The following is a 17,965-nucleotide window of genomic DNA, read 5'->3' as shown; positions in this document are numbered from 1 at the left end:
CTAGCCGGTCGGGGAAACCTGGTCGAAACGTCGTCCGGCGGCTGAGACGGGAGGAAGAGGGCCCCCTTGGATTCCTTCCCCTTGCACGGGTGGGTCCTCCGAGTGCTGCCTGGTCAGCCGCTCCACGTCAACCCGGGTGCCGGTCCACGTCCGGTGGGCTGACAACGCCGGAGGACTTCCGGCGACTGAGCCGAGCGCGCTGCCGGGGAGGGGCGCCAGGCCGGTGCGGCGAAGGTCCTGGGACATCTCCCCGCCCCCGACGTACAACCGTTCGACCCCGTCATCGGTCTCTTGTCCGCACACCCCACGCATCACCTGGGACACCTCTCGGTGAACGATGTGGGGCCCCCTTCGCGACTCACAAGGAACCCCTACCTCGATGCCCAACCGCACCATGGCCACGCTCGCCACATTTCTGGTGGCGGGCCTCATTCCCCTGTCCCTGCCTGCCGCGGCAGCGAGCGCCACGCCTGCGAAGTACGGTGACGACTTCAACGGCGACGGCTACCGCGACTACGCGTACGCGAGCTTCAGCGCCAAGAACGGCGGCGGCGTCAGCGTGGTCTACGGGACCGCCACCGGGCCCGGCACCACACAGAAGCGCATCACCCAGTCGAGCGCCGGCGTTCCCGGTACCGACGAGGCCGACGACATGTTCGGCGGGGTACGTGCCGCCGCGGACTTCGACGGCGACGGATACGGCGACCTCGCGGTGGCGGCGACCGGCGAAAACGGCTCCCACGGCACCGACCAGGGCGCCGTGACCCTTCTCTGGGGCTCCGCCTCCGGCCTGTCCACCGGCACGACCCTGCCGAACAAGAACCCGGGCCGCTACAACTCCATGGGCAAGGATCTGGCGACCGGCGACTTCAACGGGGACGGCAAGCAGGACTTGGCCGTCATCAACGAATCCAAGACCTACGTCTACCGCGGCCCGTTCAAACGCTCCGGCACCACCGGCACCGTGACCATGCTCGACAAGACGTCGTCCTTCTACTCCACGGCCCTGATCTCGGGCAAGGTCAACGGCGACAGCAAGACCGACCTCGCGATCATCGGTGACGTGGCCACCCTTGACTACGTCGCGTCCGACGTCTGGTTCATCAAGGGTGGCACCAGCTCGCTCACCCCGGGCAACAGCCTTCGCCTGGAGTCCCAGTCCGGCGACGGCGGCAGCGCCGAGCGCGGCGGCGACGGTGTCATCGCCGACTTCGACAAGGACGGCTACGGCGACATCGCCGTCGGCACCGCCCTCTACTCCACGTACAAGGGCCGCGTCAGCGTCTGGTACGGCTCGTCCACCGGCCCGTCCCGCAGTACCCGCATCACCCAGTCGACCAGTGGCGTCGCCGGAACCCCGGAGAACTACGACGAGTTCGGCGATACCGTCTCGGCGGGCGACGTCAACGGCGACGGTTACGCCGATCTCGCGGTCGGCGTGCGGGGCGAGGAGATCGACGGCCAGGAGTACGCGGGCGGCGTGCACGTCTTCAAGGGGCGGGCGAGCGGCCTGTCCGGTACCGGCTCGCAGTGGTTCGCCCGCAACACCTCCGGTGTGCCCGGCGCGTTGACGGCGGACGACCAGTTCGGTGGTCTGGTCCGACTGCGCGACACGAACGGCGACGGCAAGGCCGACCTGCAGGTCGGCGCCGCCGGATCCGTGCGGCTGCTCGGCTCCGCCGGCGGCATCACCACGACGGGTGCGGCCGACTACGACGCGATGCCGATCGACGGCTTCCTGCAGTAGTTTCCGCAGCCGAACAGGAGCCTGTTCTGGGCGGCGGGGTGCGCCTCCATGGTGGTTCGGTCCACCCGCGATCTCCTGCCGGCGGATGGGCGAGCGGGGCCCGGGCCGGTGTGCCCGGGCCCCGCTCGCGTGGTCAGTCCAGCGCCGATGGGCATGGGGACCTCGCGGGCGGTCATCTCCCGGTCGACGCCCTCCGGAGAGGGCGCCCCCGCGAGGAGGGCGCCCCGTCACCTCGTCAGTCGGTCAGCCGGACCGGCAGTTCGAACAGGTCGTTCTGTGTCACCACCGGCTTGTTGCGCAGCTCCGACGCCGGGACCGCGAGGTCCAGGCCGGGGAAGCGCCCGTACAGGGCGGGCAGCGCGACGCCCGCCTCCAGGCGGGACAGCGCCGCGCCGGGGCAGACGTGCGGGCCGTGCCCGAAGGAGATGTGCCGGGGGCCGTCCGAGCGGCTGATGTCGAAGTCGGCCGCCGTCGGGCCGTGCGCGTTCTCGTCCCGGCCGATCGCCCCGTACGACACGATCAGCGCGTCGCCGGCCGGGATCACCTTGTCGCCGACCGGGACGTCCTCGGTCGCGAAGCGGATCAGGACGTGCGAGGTCGGGGTGGAGTGGCGCAGGGTCTCCTCGACGACCGCGGACCAGTCGGCCTCGCCGGACAGGACGCGGGCGCGCTGCTCGGGGTGGGCGGACAGGTTGACGACCGCGTTGACGATCAGGGAGATCGTCGTCTCGTGACCGGCGGCGACCATCAACTGCAGGGTGGAGACGATCTCCTCGTCGGTGAGGTGGTCACCGTCCTCGGAGGCGAGAATGAGCGCGCTGGTCAGGTCGTCGCCCGGCGCCGCCCGCTTCGCCGCGACCGTGTCCGCCATGATCCCGGCCAGCTCGGTCAGGGTCGCGATGACCTCGGCGGGCGGGGTCTGCGTGGAGAAGAACTTCTCGAACAGCTCCTTGAGGCGCGGCAGCCGCGCCTCCTCGATGCCCATGAGGTCGGCGACGACGTACATGGGCAGCGGGTACGCGAAGTCGGCCTTCAGGTCGACGACGTCGCCGTCGAGGCCGTCGAGCAGGCCCTCGGTCAGCTTCGCTATCCGCTCCCGCATCTGCTCCACCCGCCGCGGGGTGAGGGCCTGCGCGACCAGGGTGCGCATCCTGCGGTGGTCGGCGCCGTCCACGGTGAGCATGGAGCGGCCCGGGTTGGCGAGCCCGATCAGCGGCCAGTCGGGGGCGATCTCCCCGCGCTGCCAGGCACCCCACACGTTGATGTCCTTGACCAGGCGGGGATCGGTGAGCAGGGCGCGCGCCTCGGCGTGGTGCGTGACCGCCCAGACGGGGACGCCGCCGGGCAGTTCGACGGCGGCGAGGGGACCCGCGGCGCGCAGCGCCTCGCTCTCGCCGTCCAGGTCGGTGACGAAGGGGTCCAGGGCGATGCGGGTCTCTTCGGTACCGGTGGTCATGCGGGGGTCCCTCCAGGGGCGGGGTAGGAGTACGGCGTCTTCCCGGGGCAGCCCCCGGACCCCGGCCGGCGGGTGGCCGGCCGGGTGCGTCGGGGTCTCAGAGGACGGGCACGGGCGTGAACGTGACGGGCAGTTCGCTCAGGCCCCGCAGCCAGGGGGAGGGGCGCCGGGCCAGTGCCTCGGCGGGCACGGCCAGGTCGATGTCGGGCAGCCGGTCCAGGACGACCTCGATACCGGTTCGCGCGATCACCTCGGCGACCTCCTGCGCGGGGAACGGGCAGCGGTGCTCGCCGTGTCCGAAGGCGAAGTGGGCGCTGTTCCCGCCGGTGAGGGCGGAGCTGTCGGTACGGACCTGCGGGTCGGAGTTGGCGCCCTGCAGGCCGAGGAGGACGAGGTCGCCGGTGCGGATGCGGCGTCCGCCGAGCTGGGTGTCGCGCGACGCCCACCGTCCGGCGACGTTCTGGGTGGGGGCGTCCTCCCACAGAACCTCGTTCATGGCCTCGGCGACACTGTGCCGGCCGCCGAACAGGGAGGCCGCGAAGCGGTCGTCGGTGAGCATCAGGCGCAGCGAGTTGCCGATCCAGTCGGCGGTGGGCTGGTGCCCGGCGGCCATCATGACCATCAGGTCCTGGGCGATCTCCTCGTCGGTGAACCCGGAGGGGTCGGCGAGCATCCGGGACACGACGTCGTTCGCCGGCGTCTCCTTGCGGTCGGCGAGCAACCGCGCCATGGAGGACGCGAGATGACGCTGTCCGTCGAGCGCCCCCTCCCGCCCGTTGATCATGTCGTTGAGCGCGGTGACCAGGCCGGGGCCCTCCTCGTCGGAGAAGCCGTAGAGCGTGGCGAGGACACGGACCGGGAGCAGGGCCGCGTAGTCGCCGATGATGTCCGTCTCGCCCTTGGCGCACACCGCGTCGATCAGTTCGTCGGCGAACTTCTCGGCGTGCGAACGCAGTTCGAAGGGGTCGACGGCTTCGAGGGCGTCGCTGATCATCGCGGCGCGTTCGCGGTGCCGTTCGCCGACGGTGTAGAGGATGGAGGGCTGCTTGCGGCCGATCATCGGCAGCAGCGGCCAGTCGTCGGGGATGCGCTCCCACTGGTTCCACAGGTCCGAGTCGCGGCTGAACAGCTGCGGGTCGCCGGTCACCTGGTGGAGTTCGCGGTAGCCGACGACGAGGAAGGCGGGGATGTCGCCGTCGAGGACGACGGGCACGACCGATCCGTGGTCGCGCCGCATCTCCCGGTACAGCTCGGCCGGTTCGGTCTGGAACCGGGGGCCGCTGAGCGGGACGGGGGCGGGGGTGGGGCTCACAGCGCGGGCTCCGGTGCGGTCAGGGCGTCTTCCGCGGTGGCGGCGCCGTGGCGGGCGTGCAGGGACTGGAGGTGTTCCACGAGCGTGATCAGCACGCGCTTGCTGGACTCCCGGGAACGGGCGTCGCAGTCGAGGAGCGGCACGTGCGGGTCGAGGTCGAGGGCCTCACGGATCTGCGCGGGGGTGTGCGCGGGTCCGCCGAAGTCGTTGCACGCCACGATGAACGGGGTGCCGTGGTGCTCCAGCCGGTCGATGGCGTACCAGGAGTCGTCGATGCGGCGGGTGTCGACGAGGACGACGGCGCCGAGCGTGCCGGAGAACAGCCGGTCCCACAGGAACCAGAACCGTTCCTGGCCGGGCGCCCCGAACAGGTACAGCACGTTGCGGGCGTCGAGGGTGATGCGGCCGAAGTCGAACGCGACGGTGGTCGCGGACTTGCCGCGCACCTCGCTGATGTCGTCGACGGCCTCGCCGGCCTGCGTCATCGTCTCCTCGGTGTTGAGGGGACGTATCTCGCTGACCGAGCGGACCAGGGTCGTCTTGCCGACGCCGAAGCCGCCCACGACCACGATCTTCAGGCCGTTGTCGGCCGACGCCGACAGGGGCGCACGAGCGTCAGAGGTTACGGAGTCCAACGAGCACCTGCTCCAGGATGTCGGGATCGGGAAGGCCGGAGGGAACGGTGGTGTGCGGATGGCGGGCACTGACCCGGCCCGCGGAGAGCAGGTCGGACAGCAGGACGCGGGTGATCGACACCGGCAGCCCGAGCTCCGCCGCGATCTCCACGACAGCGGTGGGCCGTTCGCACATCCGCAGGATCGCGGTGTGCTCGGACTGCATTCCCGTCACCGGCTCGCACTCGGCGACCACCAGGGTCACCAGGTCGAAGGGGGTGTCGGGCCCGGACCGGCTGCGGCCTCCCGTGAGGGTGTACAGCCGGTCGGGGGCGTCGTCCCTGCCGGGACGGCTCATGACGTCCGCGGCGGCGCACTCAGGTACTCGCCCAGCTGTTCCACGAGTTCGCTCATGTTGTGCCCGACGAGTCCGGCGTCCGCGTCCTCGGCGGTGACGACGGCGAGGTGCGCGCCGTCACCCGCCTCCACGATGAACAGCACTCCGCCGTAGAACTCGGCCATCGCCGAGCGCACGCCTCCGGAGCCGTCGCCGAACTCGACGGACGCCCCGTGGGAGAGCGACTGGATACCGGCCGCGATCGCGGCCAGCTGGTCGGCCTGGTCGACGGACAGTTCGGGGGTGCGGCACAGCTTCAGGCCGTCGCGGGAGAGCACGAGCGCGTGCCGGGCGCCCGGGGTGCGCTCAAGGAGGCCCTCGATGAGCCAGGAGAGCTTCTCGTCGGCGGTGATGGTGCCGGTCATGAGGTGGTGTCGCCTTCCGGGAGCGCGTGCTGGGTGGGGGTGGACGTGATGAGGGGGGCGGCGCCCCGTGCGTCGGCCTCGTCGCGGGTGCCGTCCGTGGCGCGGTCCGCGCCGGGCGCGGTCCGCTGTCCGGGGACGTGGTCCTCGGACCGGGCCCGCCCGGACTCCTCGGCCTGCGGCTCCTCGGCCCGTACGGCGTCGGAGGCGTCCGGAGCGGTGCCGCGCACCGCCTGCCGGAAGCTGCCGAAGCGGGCCGCGGACCGGGTCCTCGGGTCCTCCCCGCCACGGGCCTCGGGAGCGGCCTGCGGCGTCGTGTGGGAGCGGCTGCGCTCGGCGTGGGCGAGCGTGCGGCCGCGGCGCCGCTTGGGCAGGCCTCCGGTGGCCGCGGGCCCCTGCTCGTGCCGGGGCGAGTCGTGCGCCGGTACGGGGTCGGGGTCGAGGTCCCCGGCCGCGCGGCCCGCCGCGTACGACGCGGGGGCGGTGGCGGTGGGGGAGTCCTGGGCGGGCCGGGAGGCCGGGGCGTCGTGGTCCTCGGCCGGGCCGGCCTTCTCCCGCGGCCCGTCGGTGCCGTGCCGCGCCTCGGGTTCGCGGTGGTCGCGGGTGCCGGGCGCGGAGGTGTGGCCGTCGACGGCGGCGGGCGCGGGTGTGCCGGTTCCGGTGGCCGCGGGGGCCGTGCCGGGCGTGGCGCCTGCCGCGGTGCTCGGCGGGGTGAGGAGGTCCTGCGGGATGAGGACGAGGACGCCGGTGCCGCCGCGCGCGGAGGGCCGGAACGACACCTTCAGGCCGTGCTTGCGGGCGAGCCGGCCGACCACCGCGAGGCCGAGGCGGGTGCCGGTGAGGCCGCCGAGGCCGCCGGTGTCCGCGGCCTCGCCGGAGACGGCGCGTTCGGCGCGGCGCAGCTGGACGTCGCCCATCACCAGGCCGCTGTCCTCGACGGAGACGATGACGCCGGCGGGGACCTCCTCCACGTACACGTGGACCTCGGCGGTCGGCGGGGAGAACGTGGCAGCGTTGTCGAGGAGTTCGGCGAGGGCGTGCATGACGCCCTCGGCGGCGTGTCCGGCGACGGCGGCCTCGCTCGCGGAGTGCACGCGCACCCGCTGGTAGCCGCCGATGCGGCCCATGGCGCCGCGCAGGATCGACTCCATGACGATGGGGCGGGCCCAGCGGCGTCCGGAGCGGGCGCCCGCCAGGACGGCGACGGAGTCGGCGAGCCGGCCGGCCTGCGCGGTGCGGTGGTCGAGGTGGAGGAGGTCGGCGAGGACGTCCTCGTCGGAGTGCCGCTCCTCCATGGCCCGCAGGTCGGCGAGCATGCCGGTGGACAGCGCCTGCATGCGTCCGGCCGCGTTGGCGGTCGCGGAGATCGCGGCGGCACGCTCACTCGCGGACTGCCGTGCGCGGGCGTCGAGTTCGGCGGTGCGGGCGGTGAGGCGGGCGCGGTCGGCGGCGAACCGGTCGCGTTCCGCGTCGGACTCCGCGGTGAGCCGCTCGCGTTCGGCGGTGAACTCCGCGGTGAGCCGGTCGCGTTCACGCGCGGCGTCCTCGGTCAGCCGGGCCCGTTCGCGGTCGGCCGTCTCGGCGGCGTGCCTGCGGTCGCGGGCGGCCTCGTCGGCCATCCGGGCCCGCTCGGCGGCGAACTCCTCGGCCTGCCGGGCGCGTTCGTGCAGCAGCCGGCCCGCGTCCTGGGTCACCGAGTCGAGCCGGCGGCGCAGGAGCCTCGCCGTCCCGACGGCTCGGACGGTCACCGCGACGGCCGCGCACAGCAGCACGGCGGCGCTGCCGAGACCCCAGGCGAGAGGGGTGCGGGCGGCTGCGGGGGCGAGCAGGACGGCGGCCGCCACGGCGATCGCGGCCAGTGCGGCGGCGGTCAGCACGGGGGGCGCGGTGGCGCGCAGGGTGGGTCGTTCGCCGGAGGTCAGGGGCGGGGTCATCAATCGGTCCTCGGTCGTGTTCCTGGGGGAAGAACGTGTCCTCGGTCGTGTCCTCGGTCGGGTCCTGGGCGAGAAGCGACACCTGGTGCTCAACTGGCCGTCACTATATGAGAGTTCGTGATCGGATTGGGAAGGTTCGGAAAGCGGTCTCATGATCGGCCCGGCAAAACGGGGCCTTTCGGATGCCTGCCGGGCAGCCCCGACGGACCCCCGGCGGCATCCTGGTGACATGACGGATCTCGGTGGACGGCCCGACGGACAGCCGGAACGACGACCCGGACGACGACCCCGGGCACACCCCACGCCCGGCCCCTCCCCGGACGCGCCCACCAACCCGCCCGCCCGGACCCAGCCGCACGAAACCTCCCGCGACCTGCACGCCGCCCTCACCCGCGCCGTCCGCGGCGACATCGCCTTCGACACCACCGCCCGCGCCCTCACCACCATGGACGCCTCCAACTACCGCCGCGTCCCCCTCGGCGTCGTCTCCCCCCGCGACGCCGACGACATCGCCGCCACCCTCGCCGTCTGCCGCGAGCACGGCATCCCCGTCGTCCCCCGAGGCGGCGGCACCTCCATCGCCGGACAGGCCACCGGCACCGGCATCGTCCTCGACCTCACCCGCCACATGAACCGCATCCTCGACCTCGACCCCACCACCCGCACCGCCCGGATCCAGCCCGGCACCGTCCTCGACCGCCTCCAGGAAGCCGCCGCCCCCCACGGCCTGCGCTTCGGCCCCGACCCCTCCACCCACAGCCGCTGCACCCTCGGCGGCATGATCGGCAACAACTCCTGCGGCACCCACTCCGTCGCCTGGGGCACCACCGCCGACAACGTCGACACCCTCACCGTCATCGACTCCACCGGCCGCACCGCCCGCCTCGGCCCCGACGGAGCCGGCGCACCCGACGGCCTCCTCGACCTCGTCGCCGGCGAACTCGCCCTGCTGCGCACCGGATACCCCGACCTCCCACGCCGCATCTCCGGCTACGCCCTCGACGCCCTCCTGCCCGAACGCGGCACCGACGTCGCCCGCGCCTACTGCGGCACCGAAGGCACCTGGGCCATCCTCACCGAAGCCGAGGTCCGCCTCGTCGAGACACCCCCCGCCCGCGCCCTCGCCGTCCTCGCCTACCCCGACGAGAGCGCCGCCGCCGACGCCGCCGCCGGCCTCCTCCCGCACCGGCCCCTCACCGTCGAAGGCATGGCCGCCGACCTCGTCCCCGACCACACCACCCTGCCCCGCGGCGGAGCCTGGCTGTTCGTCGAGACCGGCGGCACCACCCCCGCCGAAGCCCGCGCCCACGCCGACACCATCATCCGCGCCGCCGACGTCACCGACGCCCTCGTCGTCACCGACCCCACCGCCCAACGCGCCCTGTGGCGGCTACGCGAGGACGCCTCCGGCACCGCCACCCGCATCCCCGCCACCACCGGCCCCGCAGGCGAAGCCTGGCCCGGCTGGGAGGACTGCGCCGTACCCCCCGCCCGCCTCGGCGCCTACCTCCGCGACTTCCGCACCCTCCTCGCCGACCACCACCTCCACGGCACCCCCTACGGACACTTCGGCGACGGCTGCATCCACGTCCGCATCGACTTCGACCTCATCACCACCCCCGGCATCGCCCGCTTCCGCAGCTTCTCCCAGGACGCCGCCCACCTCGTCGTCTCCCACGGCGGCTCCCTCTCCGGCGAACACGGCGACGGACAGGCCCGCGCCGAACTCCTCCCCGCCATGTACGGACCCGACCTCGTCCACCTCTTCGAACGCGCCAAAGACCTCTGGGACCCCCACAACCTCCTCAACCCCGGCATCCTCGTCCGCCCCCACCGCCTCGACGAGAACCTCCGCTTCACCCCCCTCCCGCACCACCCCGTCGACGTCACCTTCGGCTACCCCGACGACGACGGAGACTTCACCGCCGCCGTCCGCCGCTGCGTCGGCATCGCCAAATGCCGCACCACCACCCCGACCGGCCACGACGTCATGTGCCCCTCCTACCGCGCCACCGGCGACGACACCCACTCCACCCGAGGCCGCGCCCGCCTCCTCCACGAAATGCTCGCCGGCGAGATCATCACCGACGGCTGGCAATCCACCGAGGTCCGCGACGCACTGGACCTGTGCCTCTCCTGCAAGGGCTGCCGCTCCGACTGCCCCGTCGGCGTCGACATGGCCACCTACAAAGCCGAATTCCTCCACCACCACTACGCCGGCCGCCGCCGCCCCCGCACCCACTACACCCTCGGACGCCTCCCCCTCTGGCTCGCCGCCGTCACCCGCACCCGCACCACCCGCATCATCAACACCCTCGCCTCCCTGCCCCCCGCCGCCACCCTCGCCAAACGCCTCGCCGGCATCGCCCCCGACCGCACCATCCCCCGCCTCGCACCCCAGACCTTCAGCCAGTGGTGGACCCAACGCTTCCGCGACCGGGCCCGCGCCCACGAACACCGCCGCACCACCACCCCCCGGCCCGGACCCGGCAGCCCCACCTCCCACGGCCTCTTCCCCGGCTCCGCCGGCCCCACCGTCCTCCTGTGGCCCGACACCTTCACCGAACACCTCACCCCCTCCGTCGGACGCGCCGCCGTCCACGTCCTGGAAGCCGCCGGCCTCACCGTCCTCCTCCCCCCACGCACCCCCCAACGCCACGGACCCATCGCCGACGGCACCACCCGAGGACCCCTCCACCCCCGCCACCTCCTGCCCCACCCCACCCGACGCACCTGCTGCGGCCTCACCTACATCAGCACCGGCCAGCTCGACCACGCCCGCACCGTCCTGCGCCACACCCTCGACCTCATCGAGCCCTACCTCGCCATCGACGGCCTCCCCGTCGTCGTCCTCGAACCGAGCTGCGCCGCCACCCTGCGCACCGACCTCCCCGAACTCCTCCCCGACGACCCCCGCGCCCACCGCCTCGCCACCGCCGTCGTCACCTTCGCCGAAGCCCTCGAACGCCACGCCCCCCACTGGACACCACCCCGCCTCGACCGCCCCGTCGCCGGCCAGACCCACTGCCACCAGCACGCCGTCCTCGGCGACGACGCCGAACGACGCCTGCACGCCGCCGCCGGCCTCACCGGCACCCTCTCCGGCGGCTGCTGCGGCCTCGCCGGAAACTTCGGCTTCGAAAAAGGCCACGAAGACGTGTCGAGAGCCTGCGCCGAAGAACAACTCCTGCCCGCCGTACGCGCCGCGGCACCCGACGCCGTGATCCTCACCGACGGCTACTCCTGCCGCACCCAACTGGCCCACCTCGGCGACCGCACCGGCCGCCACCTGGCGGAGGTCCTCGCCGAGGCACTGCGGACCCGCGCCCAGGACACCGGCTCCGGCACCCCCTGATCAGTACGCTGACGACCGCACCGGACACCCCACCGGACCGAGGACCCCGAGGAGCACCCCCGCATGACCCTCCGCCTCCAGACGATCACCCGCGACGAACACCTCACGTTCGTCCGCTCCCGCCCCTCGGCCAGCCACATGCAGGTCCCGTCCTGGGGCGACGTGAAACCCGACTGGCAGACCGAGAGCCTCGGCTGGTTCGACGAACACGGACACCTCCAGGGCGCCGGACTCGTCCTCCTGCGCCCCCTGCCCCGGCTCAAGCGCTACCTCGCCTACCTCCCCGAGGGCCCCGTCATCGACTGGCACGCCCCCGACCTCGCCGAACGCTGGCTCCGCCCCCTGCTCACCCACCTCAAGTCACGCGGCGCGTTCACCGTCAAGATGGGACCGCCCGTCGTCGCCCGCCGCTGGAGCGCCGACACCGTCAAGACCGCCATCGCCGACCCCGCCGCACGACGCCTCGCCGACGTACCCCCCACCTCCGAGGACCCCGCGGCCGCCGACATCGCCGACCGGCTCCGCGCCATGGGCTGGCAGCGGACCGAACCCGGCGGCGAGGACGGCTTCGCCGCGGGCCAGCCCCGCTACGTCTTCCAGGTCCCCTTCGCCGGCCGCACCCTCGACGACCTCCACAAGGGCCTCAACCAGCAGTGGCGGCGCAACATCAAGAAGGCCGACAAAGCCGGCGTCAAAGTCGTCCGCGGCGGCTACGACGACCTCCCCGCCTTCTACGAGCTGTACGCCGAGACCGCCGAACGCGACCGCTTCATCCCCCGCCCCCTGCCCTACTTCCAGCGCATGTGGACCGCCCTCACCACCGAGGACCCCGACCGCATGCGCCTCTACCTCGCCCACCACGACGGCGACATCCTCGCCGCCGCCACCATGATCACCGTCGGCACCCACGTCTGGTACTCCTACGGCGCCTCCACCAGCCGCCGCCGCGAGGTCCAGCCCAACAACGCCATCCAGTGGCGCATGATGACCGACGCCCACGAACTCGGCGCCACCGTCTACGACTTCCGCGGCATCACCGACACCCTCGACGAGACCGACCACCTCGTCGGCCTCCTCCGCTTCAAGGCAGGCGCGGGCGGCGAGGCCGCCGAATACCTCGGCGAGTGGGACTTCCCCCTCAACCGCCTCCTCCACAAGGCCCTCGACCTCTACATGACCCGCCGCTGACCGGCCCCCGACGGTGCCGCGCGGACACCGCCCGCCCCCACCGCGCGACACCGCCCCCGGGAAGCACTCCCAGGACACTTCTGCGACAGTTGCATAACGGGTTCACACGCCTGACCCGGTCCACTACTCTGGACCGACAGGTACAGCACGATGAACGAACCTGAGTCGAACCCCTGGAAGGCCCCGTGAACACCCCCAGCGCCGCCCCCACCACCCCGGCCCCGGCCGCCCCGGCCACCGCACCCGCGGCCGGCGCACCCACCCCCGGACCCGGCCGGCGCGGCGCCCTCGGACCCGTCGGCCTCGTCCTCGCGGGCGGCATCTCCGTCCAGTTCGGCGGCGCCCTCGCCGTCAGCCTCATGCCCCGCGTCGGCGCCCTCGGCGTCGTCACCCTGCGCCTGCTCGTCGCCGCCATCGTGCTGATCGCCATCTGCCGCCCCACCGTCCGCGGACACTCCCGCGCCGACTGGAACACCGTCATCGTCTTCGGCCTCACCATGGCCGCCATGAACGGCCTCTTCTACCAAGCCGTCGCCCGCATCCCCCTCGGCCCCGCCGTCACCCTCGAAGTGCTCGGCCCCCTCGCCCTCTCCGTCATCACCTCCCGCCGCGCCGTCAACCTCCTCTGGGCCGGCCTCGCCCTCGGCGGCGTCTTCCTCCTCGGCGGCGGCGGCTTCACCAGCCTCGACCCCGCGGGCATCGCCTTCGCCCTCGGCGCCGGCGCCATGTGGGCCGCCTACATCGTCTTCAGCGCCCGCACCGGCCGCCGCTTCCCCCAGGCCGACGGCCTCGCCCTCGCCATGGTCGTCGCCGCCGTCGCCTTCCTCCCCCTCGGCATCGCCGAATCCGGCAGCCGCCTCCTCGTCCCCACCACCGTCGCCCTCGGCGCGGCCGTCGCCGTCCTCTCCTCCGTCCTCCCCTACACCCTCGAACTCCTCGCCCTGCGCCGCCTCCCCGCCTCCACCTTCGCCATCCTCATGAGCCTCGAACCCGCCGTCGCCGCCACCGCCGGCTTCCTCGTCCTCGACCAGGCCCTCTCCCTCATCGAATCCCTCGCCATCGCCCTCGTCATCGCCGCGAGCATGGGCGCCGTCCGCACCCAGATCGGCCGAGGAACAGCCAAGACCCTCCAGCCCGCCCCGGACGCGTAACCCCACCACCCCGGACCGACGCCCCCGACGCGCAACACGGCACAGGCCCGACGCGTGAGACGGGACGGACACGACGCACGGCACGGACCCGACGGGGAGCACGGCTCCTGTGTACGGCACGGACCCGATGAGGGGCGCGGCTCCCACGTACGGCCCGGCTCCTGCGAACGGCGCGGCGCGCACATCCCACCGGCCCGCCCGCGAAGTACCCCGCACACCCCCGGCCACGGACCGGCGGCACGGCAACGCCCTGAATTAATGCAAGCATGCTTGCTTGTTTCTTCGGACGCTGCCATGCTCCCAGCCACACACCGCCGTGTCCCGAGGGAGCGCACCGTGTCCGACCCGACGCCCGTGACCGCAGTGATCGACGACCTGCACCACGAGAGCGAAGAACTCGACCAGCTCGTCGCCGAGCTCGACGACACCCACTGGGCCCGCGACACCCCCGCCCCCCGCTGGACGATCGCCCACCAGATCGCCCACCTCACCTGGACCGACCGGGCCGCCCTCCTCGCCGTCACCGACCCCGACGCCTTCGCCGACGAGGTCAAAAAAGCACTCGCCGCCCCCGACACCTTCGTCGACCACGGCGCCGACGAAGGCGCCGCCCAACCCCCCGCCCGCCTCCTCACCACCTGGCGCGCCGGACGCACCGCCCTCGAAACCGCCCTCCGCGCGGCCCCGCCAGGCAGCCGCTTCCCCTGGTACGGACCCCCCATGTCCGTCGCCTCCACGGCCACCGGCCGCCTCATGGAAACCTGGGCCCACGGACAGGACATCGCCGACACCCTCGGCGTACAACGGCAGCCCACCGACCGGCTCCGCCACGTCGTCCGCATCGGCGTACGCGCCCGCGACTTCGCCTTCGCCGTCCACGGCCTGCCCGCACCCACCGAAGAATTCCGCATCGAACTCCAGAGCCCCACCGGCGACCTCTGGACCCACGGACCCACCGACGCCCCCCAACGCGTCACCGGCCCCGCCCTCGACTTCTGCCTCCTCGTCACCCAACGAGCCCACCGCACCGACCTCGCCGTCCACGCCCAAGGCCCCGACGCCGACCACTGGCTCGACATCGCCCAAGCCTTCGCAGGCCCACCCGGACCCGGACGCCGACCCGAGGAAACCCACCGGTGACCCCCACCGCACACCCCAGCCCCCTGCGCATCGGCAACGCCTCCGGCTTCTACGGCGACCGCTTCGACGCCCTGCGCGACATGCTCACCGGCGGCCCCCTCGACATCCTCACCGGCGACTACCTCGCCGAACTCACCATGCTCATCCTCGGCCGCGACCGCCTCAAAGACCCCCGCCGCGGCTACGCCAAGACCTTCCTGCGCCAACTCGAGGAATGCCTCGGCCTCGCCCACGACCACGGCGTACGCATCGTCACCAACGCCGGCGGCCTCAACCCCGCCGCACTCGCCGACGCCGTCCGCGAACTCGCCGACCGCCTCGGCATCCCCACCCGCGTCGCCCACGTCGAAGGCGACGACCGCACCCACCACCACCCCGGCAGCCTCGCCGCCCACGCCTACCTCGGCGGCGCGGGCATCGCCACCTGCCTCCGCGAAGGCGCCGACATCGTCGTCACCGGACGCGTCACCGACGCCGCTCTCGTCACCGGCCCCGCCGTCGCCCACTTCGGCTGGACACCCCACGACCACGACCGCCTCGCCGGAGCCGTCGTCGCCGGACACGTCCTCGAATGCGGCACCCAGGCCACCGGCGGCAACTACGCCTTCTTCACCGACCACGACCCCGCCCGCCTGCACCGCCCCGGCTTCCCGCTCGCCGAACTCCACGAGGACGGCACCAGCGTCATCACCAAGCACGACGGCACCGGCGGCATCATCGACCTCGGCACCGTCACCGCCCAACTCCTCTACGAGACCCAGGGCGCCCGCTACGCAGGACCCGACGTCACCGCCCGCCTCGACACCGTCACCCTCACCCAGGACGGCCCCGACCGCGTCCGCATCACCGGCGCCCGCGGCGAACCCCCGCCCCCCACCCTCAAAGTCGGCCTCAACAAGCTCGGCGGCTTCCGCAACGAGGTCGCCTTCGTCCTCACCGGCCTCGACATCGAACGCAAGGCCGACCTCGTCCGCGCCCAGATGGACACCGTCCTCGACACCGCCAAGACCCGCCCGGCCGACATCCGCTGGGACCTCGCCCGCACCGACTACCCCGACGCCCCCACCGAGGAAACCGCCAGCGCCCTGCTCCGCCTCGTCGTCCGCGACCCGGACCAGGCAGCCGTCGGCCGCACCCTCAGCGGCGCCGCCATCGAACTGGCGCTCGCCAGCTATCCGGGATTCCACGTCCTGGCACCCCCGGGACCGGGCTCGCCGTACGGTGTCTTCGAGGACGCGTACATCCCGCAGGACGCGGTGGACCACGTCGCCGTCCTCGACGACGGACGCCGCATCCCGGTGACCCCGCCCGGGGAGACGCTCGTACCGGAGACGCCGGAAGAACCGTCTCTCCCCTTGCCGCTGCCCGAAGGGCCGACCCGGCGGGCGCCGTTGGGGCGGATCGCGGGGGCACGCAGCGGGGACAAGGGCGGGAACGCGAACGTCGGCGTCTGGGTTCGCACGGACGACGCCTGGCGATGGCTGGTCCACGAACTGACAACTGACAGATTTCAGAATCTGATATCTGAAAGCCGTCATTTGTCAGTTGTCAGACATGTGCTGCCCAATCTCCGAGCCCTCAACTTCGTCATCGAGGGCATCCTCGGCGAGGGCGTCGCCTCACAGGCCCGTTTCGATCCTCAGGCCAAGGCTCTCGGGGAGTGGCTTCGTTCCCGTCATGTGGATATTCCGGAGGCCCTGCTGTGACTGTGCTTTCCTCCGCGCTCGATCCGAAGAGTGCCGAGTTCGCGGAGTACCGGGCGGGCATGCTCGGCAAGCTCGCGGAGTTGGATGCCGAGCATGCGAAGGCGTTGGCGGGGGGTGGTGAGAAGTATGTCGAGCGGCATCGGGGGCGGGGGAAGTTGCCGGCCCGTGAGCGGATCGAGCTGCTTCTCGATGATGACACCCCGTTCCTGGAGTTGTCGCCGCTCGCGGCGTGGGGCAGCGAGTACGCGGTGGGGGCTTCGCTGGTCACCGGTATCGGGGTGGTGGAGGGCGTCGAGTGCCTGATCACCGCGAACGATCCGACGGTGCGGGGCGGGGCGAGCAATCCGTGGAGTCTGAAGAAGGCGTTGCGGGCGAACGACATCGCGCTCGCGAATCGTCTTCCCTGCATCAGTTTGGTCGAGTCGGGGGGTGCGGATCTGCCGTCGCAGAAGGAGATCTTCATTCCCGGGGGTGCGATCTTCCGTGACATCACGCGGTTGTCGGCGGCGGGGATCCCGACGGTGGCGGTGGTGTTCGGGAATTCGACGGCCGGGGGTGCGTACGTTCCCGGGATGTCGGACCACGTGATCATGGTGAAGGACCGGGCGAAGGTCTTTCTGGGCGGGCCGCCGCTGGTGAAGATGGCGACGGGTGAGGAGAGCGACGACGAGTCGCTGGGCGGTGCCGAGATGCACGCCCGGGTGTCGGGTCTGGCGGACTATTTCGCCGTCGACGAGTTGGACGCGCTGCGGCAGGCGCGGCGGGTGGTGGCGCGGCTCAATCACCGTAAGGCGTACGCGGATCCGGGTGCGGTGGAGTCTCCGAAGTATGACGTGGAGGAGCTGCTGGGGATCGTTCCGGGGGATCTGCGGCATCCGTTCGATCCGCGGGAGGTGATCGCGCGGGTGGTGGACGGTTCGGACTTCGACGAGTTCAAGCCGCTGTACGGGACGAGTCTGGTGACCGGGTGGGCGTCGTTGCACGGGTATCCGGTGGGGGTGCTGGCGAACGCCCAGGGGGTGTTGTTCAGCGCCGAGTCGCAGAAGGCGGCGCAGTTCATCCAGTTGGCGAATCAGCGGGACATTCCGCTGGTGTTCCTGCACAACACGACGGGCTACATGGTGGGCCGGGAGTACGAGCAGGGCGGGATCATCAAGCACGGCGCGATGATGATCAACGCGGTGAGCAATTCGCGGGTTCCGCATCTGTCGGTGCTGATGGGGGCGTCGTACGGGGCGGGGCATTACGGGATGTGCGGGCGTGCCTATGATCCGCGGTTCCTGTTCGCGTGGCCGAGTGCGAAGTCGGCGGTGATGGGGCCGCAGCAGTTGGCGGGTGTGCTGTCGATCGTGGCGCGGCAGTCGGCGGCGGCGAAGGGGCGTCCGTACGACGACGACGCGGATGCGGCGTTGCGGGCGATGGTGGAGCAGCAGATCGAGTCGGAGTCGTTGCCGATGTTCTTGTCGGGGCGGTTGTACGACGACGGGGTGATCGATCCGCGGGATACCCGCACGGTGCTGGGTCTGTGTCTGTCCGCGATCCACACGGCGCCCTTCGAGGGTGCGCGGGGTGGTTTCGGCGTCTTCCGGATGTGAGGGTTCCC

Annotated in this window: 13 protein-coding genes; 7 read left to right on the top strand and 6 right to left on the bottom strand. The window is 72.4% G+C overall.

Annotation, left to right across the window (positions count from 1 at the left end; genetic code table 11):
• Positions 1 to 379: 379 nt before the first annotated feature.
• The gene (locus tag ABZT74_RS03835; RefSeq protein ID WP_356433312.1) at positions 380 to 1,747 is read left to right on the top strand and encodes an FG-GAP and VCBS repeat-containing protein; all 1,368 of its coding nucleotides are present in this window, start codon (positions 380 to 382) and stop codon (positions 1,745 to 1,747) included.
• Positions 1,748 to 1,982: 235 nt separating this feature from the next.
• On the opposite strand, the gene ABZT74_RS03830 is transcribed toward ABZT74_RS03835, so the two are convergent.
• The 6 genes from ABZT74_RS03830 to ABZT74_RS03805 all read right to left on the bottom strand — a co-directional run bounded on the left by ABZT74_RS03830 (position 1,983) and on the right by ABZT74_RS03805 (position 7,822).
• Positions 1,983 to 3,203, bottom strand: a complete 1,221-nt coding sequence (locus ABZT74_RS03830; RefSeq protein WP_356433311.1) for a cytochrome P450 — start codon at positions 3,201 to 3,203, stop codon at positions 1,983 to 1,985.
• 97 nt (positions 3,204 to 3,300) lie between these two features.
• Positions 3,301 to 4,515: a cytochrome P450 gene (locus tag ABZT74_RS03825; RefSeq protein WP_356167165.1), complete on the bottom strand. Its 1,215-nt coding sequence runs from the start codon at positions 4,513 to 4,515 to the stop codon at positions 3,301 to 3,303.
• Positions 4,512 to 5,150: an ATP/GTP-binding protein gene (locus ABZT74_RS03820; protein ID WP_355873809.1), complete on the bottom strand. Its 639-nt coding sequence runs from the start codon at positions 5,148 to 5,150 to the stop codon at positions 4,512 to 4,514. Before ABZT74_RS03820 ends, ABZT74_RS03825 begins: the two co-directional genes overlap by 4 nt.
• Positions 5,131 to 5,487: a DUF742 domain-containing protein gene (locus ABZT74_RS03815; RefSeq protein ID WP_356167162.1), complete on the bottom strand. Its 357-nt coding sequence runs from the start codon at positions 5,485 to 5,487 to the stop codon at positions 5,131 to 5,133. The genes ABZT74_RS03820 and ABZT74_RS03815 overlap by 20 nt, the downstream gene beginning before the upstream one ends.
• Positions 5,484 to 5,891: a roadblock/LC7 domain-containing protein gene (locus ABZT74_RS03810; RefSeq protein ID WP_081217889.1), complete on the bottom strand. Its 408-nt coding sequence runs from the start codon at positions 5,889 to 5,891 to the stop codon at positions 5,484 to 5,486. The genes ABZT74_RS03815 and ABZT74_RS03810 overlap by 4 nt, the downstream gene beginning before the upstream one ends.
• Complete coding sequence (locus ABZT74_RS03805) at positions 5,888 to 7,822, bottom strand: ATP-binding protein (protein ID WP_356433310.1); 1,935 nt, start codon at positions 7,820 to 7,822, stop codon at positions 5,888 to 5,890. The genes ABZT74_RS03810 and ABZT74_RS03805 overlap by 4 nt, the downstream gene beginning before the upstream one ends.
• 445 nt (positions 7,823 to 8,267) lie before the next feature.
• Here ABZT74_RS03805 and ABZT74_RS03800 point away from each other — a divergent pair, with 445 nt between their 5' ends.
• The 6 genes from ABZT74_RS03800 to ABZT74_RS03775 all read left to right on the top strand — a co-directional run bounded on the left by ABZT74_RS03800 (position 8,268) and on the right by ABZT74_RS03775 (position 17,957).
• Complete coding sequence (locus tag ABZT74_RS03800) at positions 8,268 to 11,177, top strand: FAD-binding and (Fe-S)-binding domain-containing protein (RefSeq protein WP_356167543.1); 2,910 nt, start codon at positions 8,268 to 8,270, stop codon at positions 11,175 to 11,177.
• A gap of 63 nt (positions 11,178 to 11,240) precedes the next feature.
• Positions 11,241 to 12,365: a peptidoglycan bridge formation glycyltransferase FemA/FemB family protein gene (locus ABZT74_RS03795; protein ID WP_356167156.1), complete on the top strand. Its 1,125-nt coding sequence runs from the start codon at positions 11,241 to 11,243 to the stop codon at positions 12,363 to 12,365.
• 185 nt (positions 12,366 to 12,550) lie between these two features.
• The gene (locus tag ABZT74_RS03790; RefSeq protein WP_356433309.1) at positions 12,551 to 13,516 is read left to right on the top strand and encodes an EamA family transporter; all 966 of its coding nucleotides are present in this window, start codon (positions 12,551 to 12,553) and stop codon (positions 13,514 to 13,516) included.
• 336 nt (positions 13,517 to 13,852) lie between these two features.
• Entirely contained in the window at positions 13,853 to 14,656 is an 804-nt protein-coding gene (locus tag ABZT74_RS03785) for a TIGR03084 family metal-binding protein (protein ID WP_356167151.1), read from the top strand.
• A complete protein-coding gene (locus ABZT74_RS03780) occupies positions 14,653 to 16,362 on the top strand; it encodes an acyclic terpene utilization AtuA family protein (RefSeq protein ID WP_356433308.1) in 1,710 nt (569 codons plus the stop codon). The genes ABZT74_RS03785 and ABZT74_RS03780 overlap by 4 nt, the downstream gene beginning before the upstream one ends.
• Positions 16,359 to 17,957: a carboxyl transferase domain-containing protein gene (locus ABZT74_RS03775; RefSeq protein ID WP_356433307.1), complete on the top strand. Its 1,599-nt coding sequence runs from the start codon at positions 16,359 to 16,361 to the stop codon at positions 17,955 to 17,957. Before ABZT74_RS03780 ends, ABZT74_RS03775 begins: the two co-directional genes overlap by 4 nt.
• The last annotated feature ends 8 nt before the right edge of the window (positions 17,958 to 17,965 follow it).

This window comes from Streptomyces sp. NPDC005302, assembly GCF_040607345.1.
Lineage (GTDB): Bacteria > Actinomycetota > Actinomycetes > Streptomycetales > Streptomycetaceae > Streptomyces.
Note: the sequence above shows the minus strand (reverse complement) of the source record. Positions and strands in the feature narration are given on the sequence as shown.

What these genes read in the sequence shown, in the direction of transcription:
- ABZT74_RS03835 (WP_356433312.1), top strand. Translation starts at nt 380, where the DNA reads ATGCCCAACCGCACCATGGCCACGCTCGCCACATTTCTGGTGGCGGGC.
- ABZT74_RS03830 (WP_356433311.1), bottom strand. Translation starts at nt 3,203, where the DNA reads ATGACCACCGGTACCGAAGAGACCCGCATCGCCCTGGACCCCTTCGTC.
- ABZT74_RS03815 (WP_356167162.1), bottom strand. Translation starts at nt 5,487, where the DNA reads ATGAGCCGTCCCGGCAGGGACGACGCCCCCGACCGGCTGTACACCCTC.
- ABZT74_RS03810 (WP_081217889.1), bottom strand. Translation starts at nt 5,891, where the DNA reads ATGACCGGCACCATCACCGCCGACGAGAAGCTCTCCTGGCTCATCGAG.
- ABZT74_RS03805 (WP_356433310.1), bottom strand. Translation starts at nt 7,822, where the DNA reads ATGACCCCGCCCCTGACCTCCGGCGAACGACCCACCCTGCGCGCCACC.
- ABZT74_RS03800 (WP_356167543.1), top strand. Translation starts at nt 8,268, where the DNA reads ATGGACGCCTCCAACTACCGCCGCGTCCCCCTCGGCGTCGTCTCCCCC.
- ABZT74_RS03795 (WP_356167156.1), top strand. Translation starts at nt 11,241, where the DNA reads ATGACCCTCCGCCTCCAGACGATCACCCGCGACGAACACCTCACGTTC.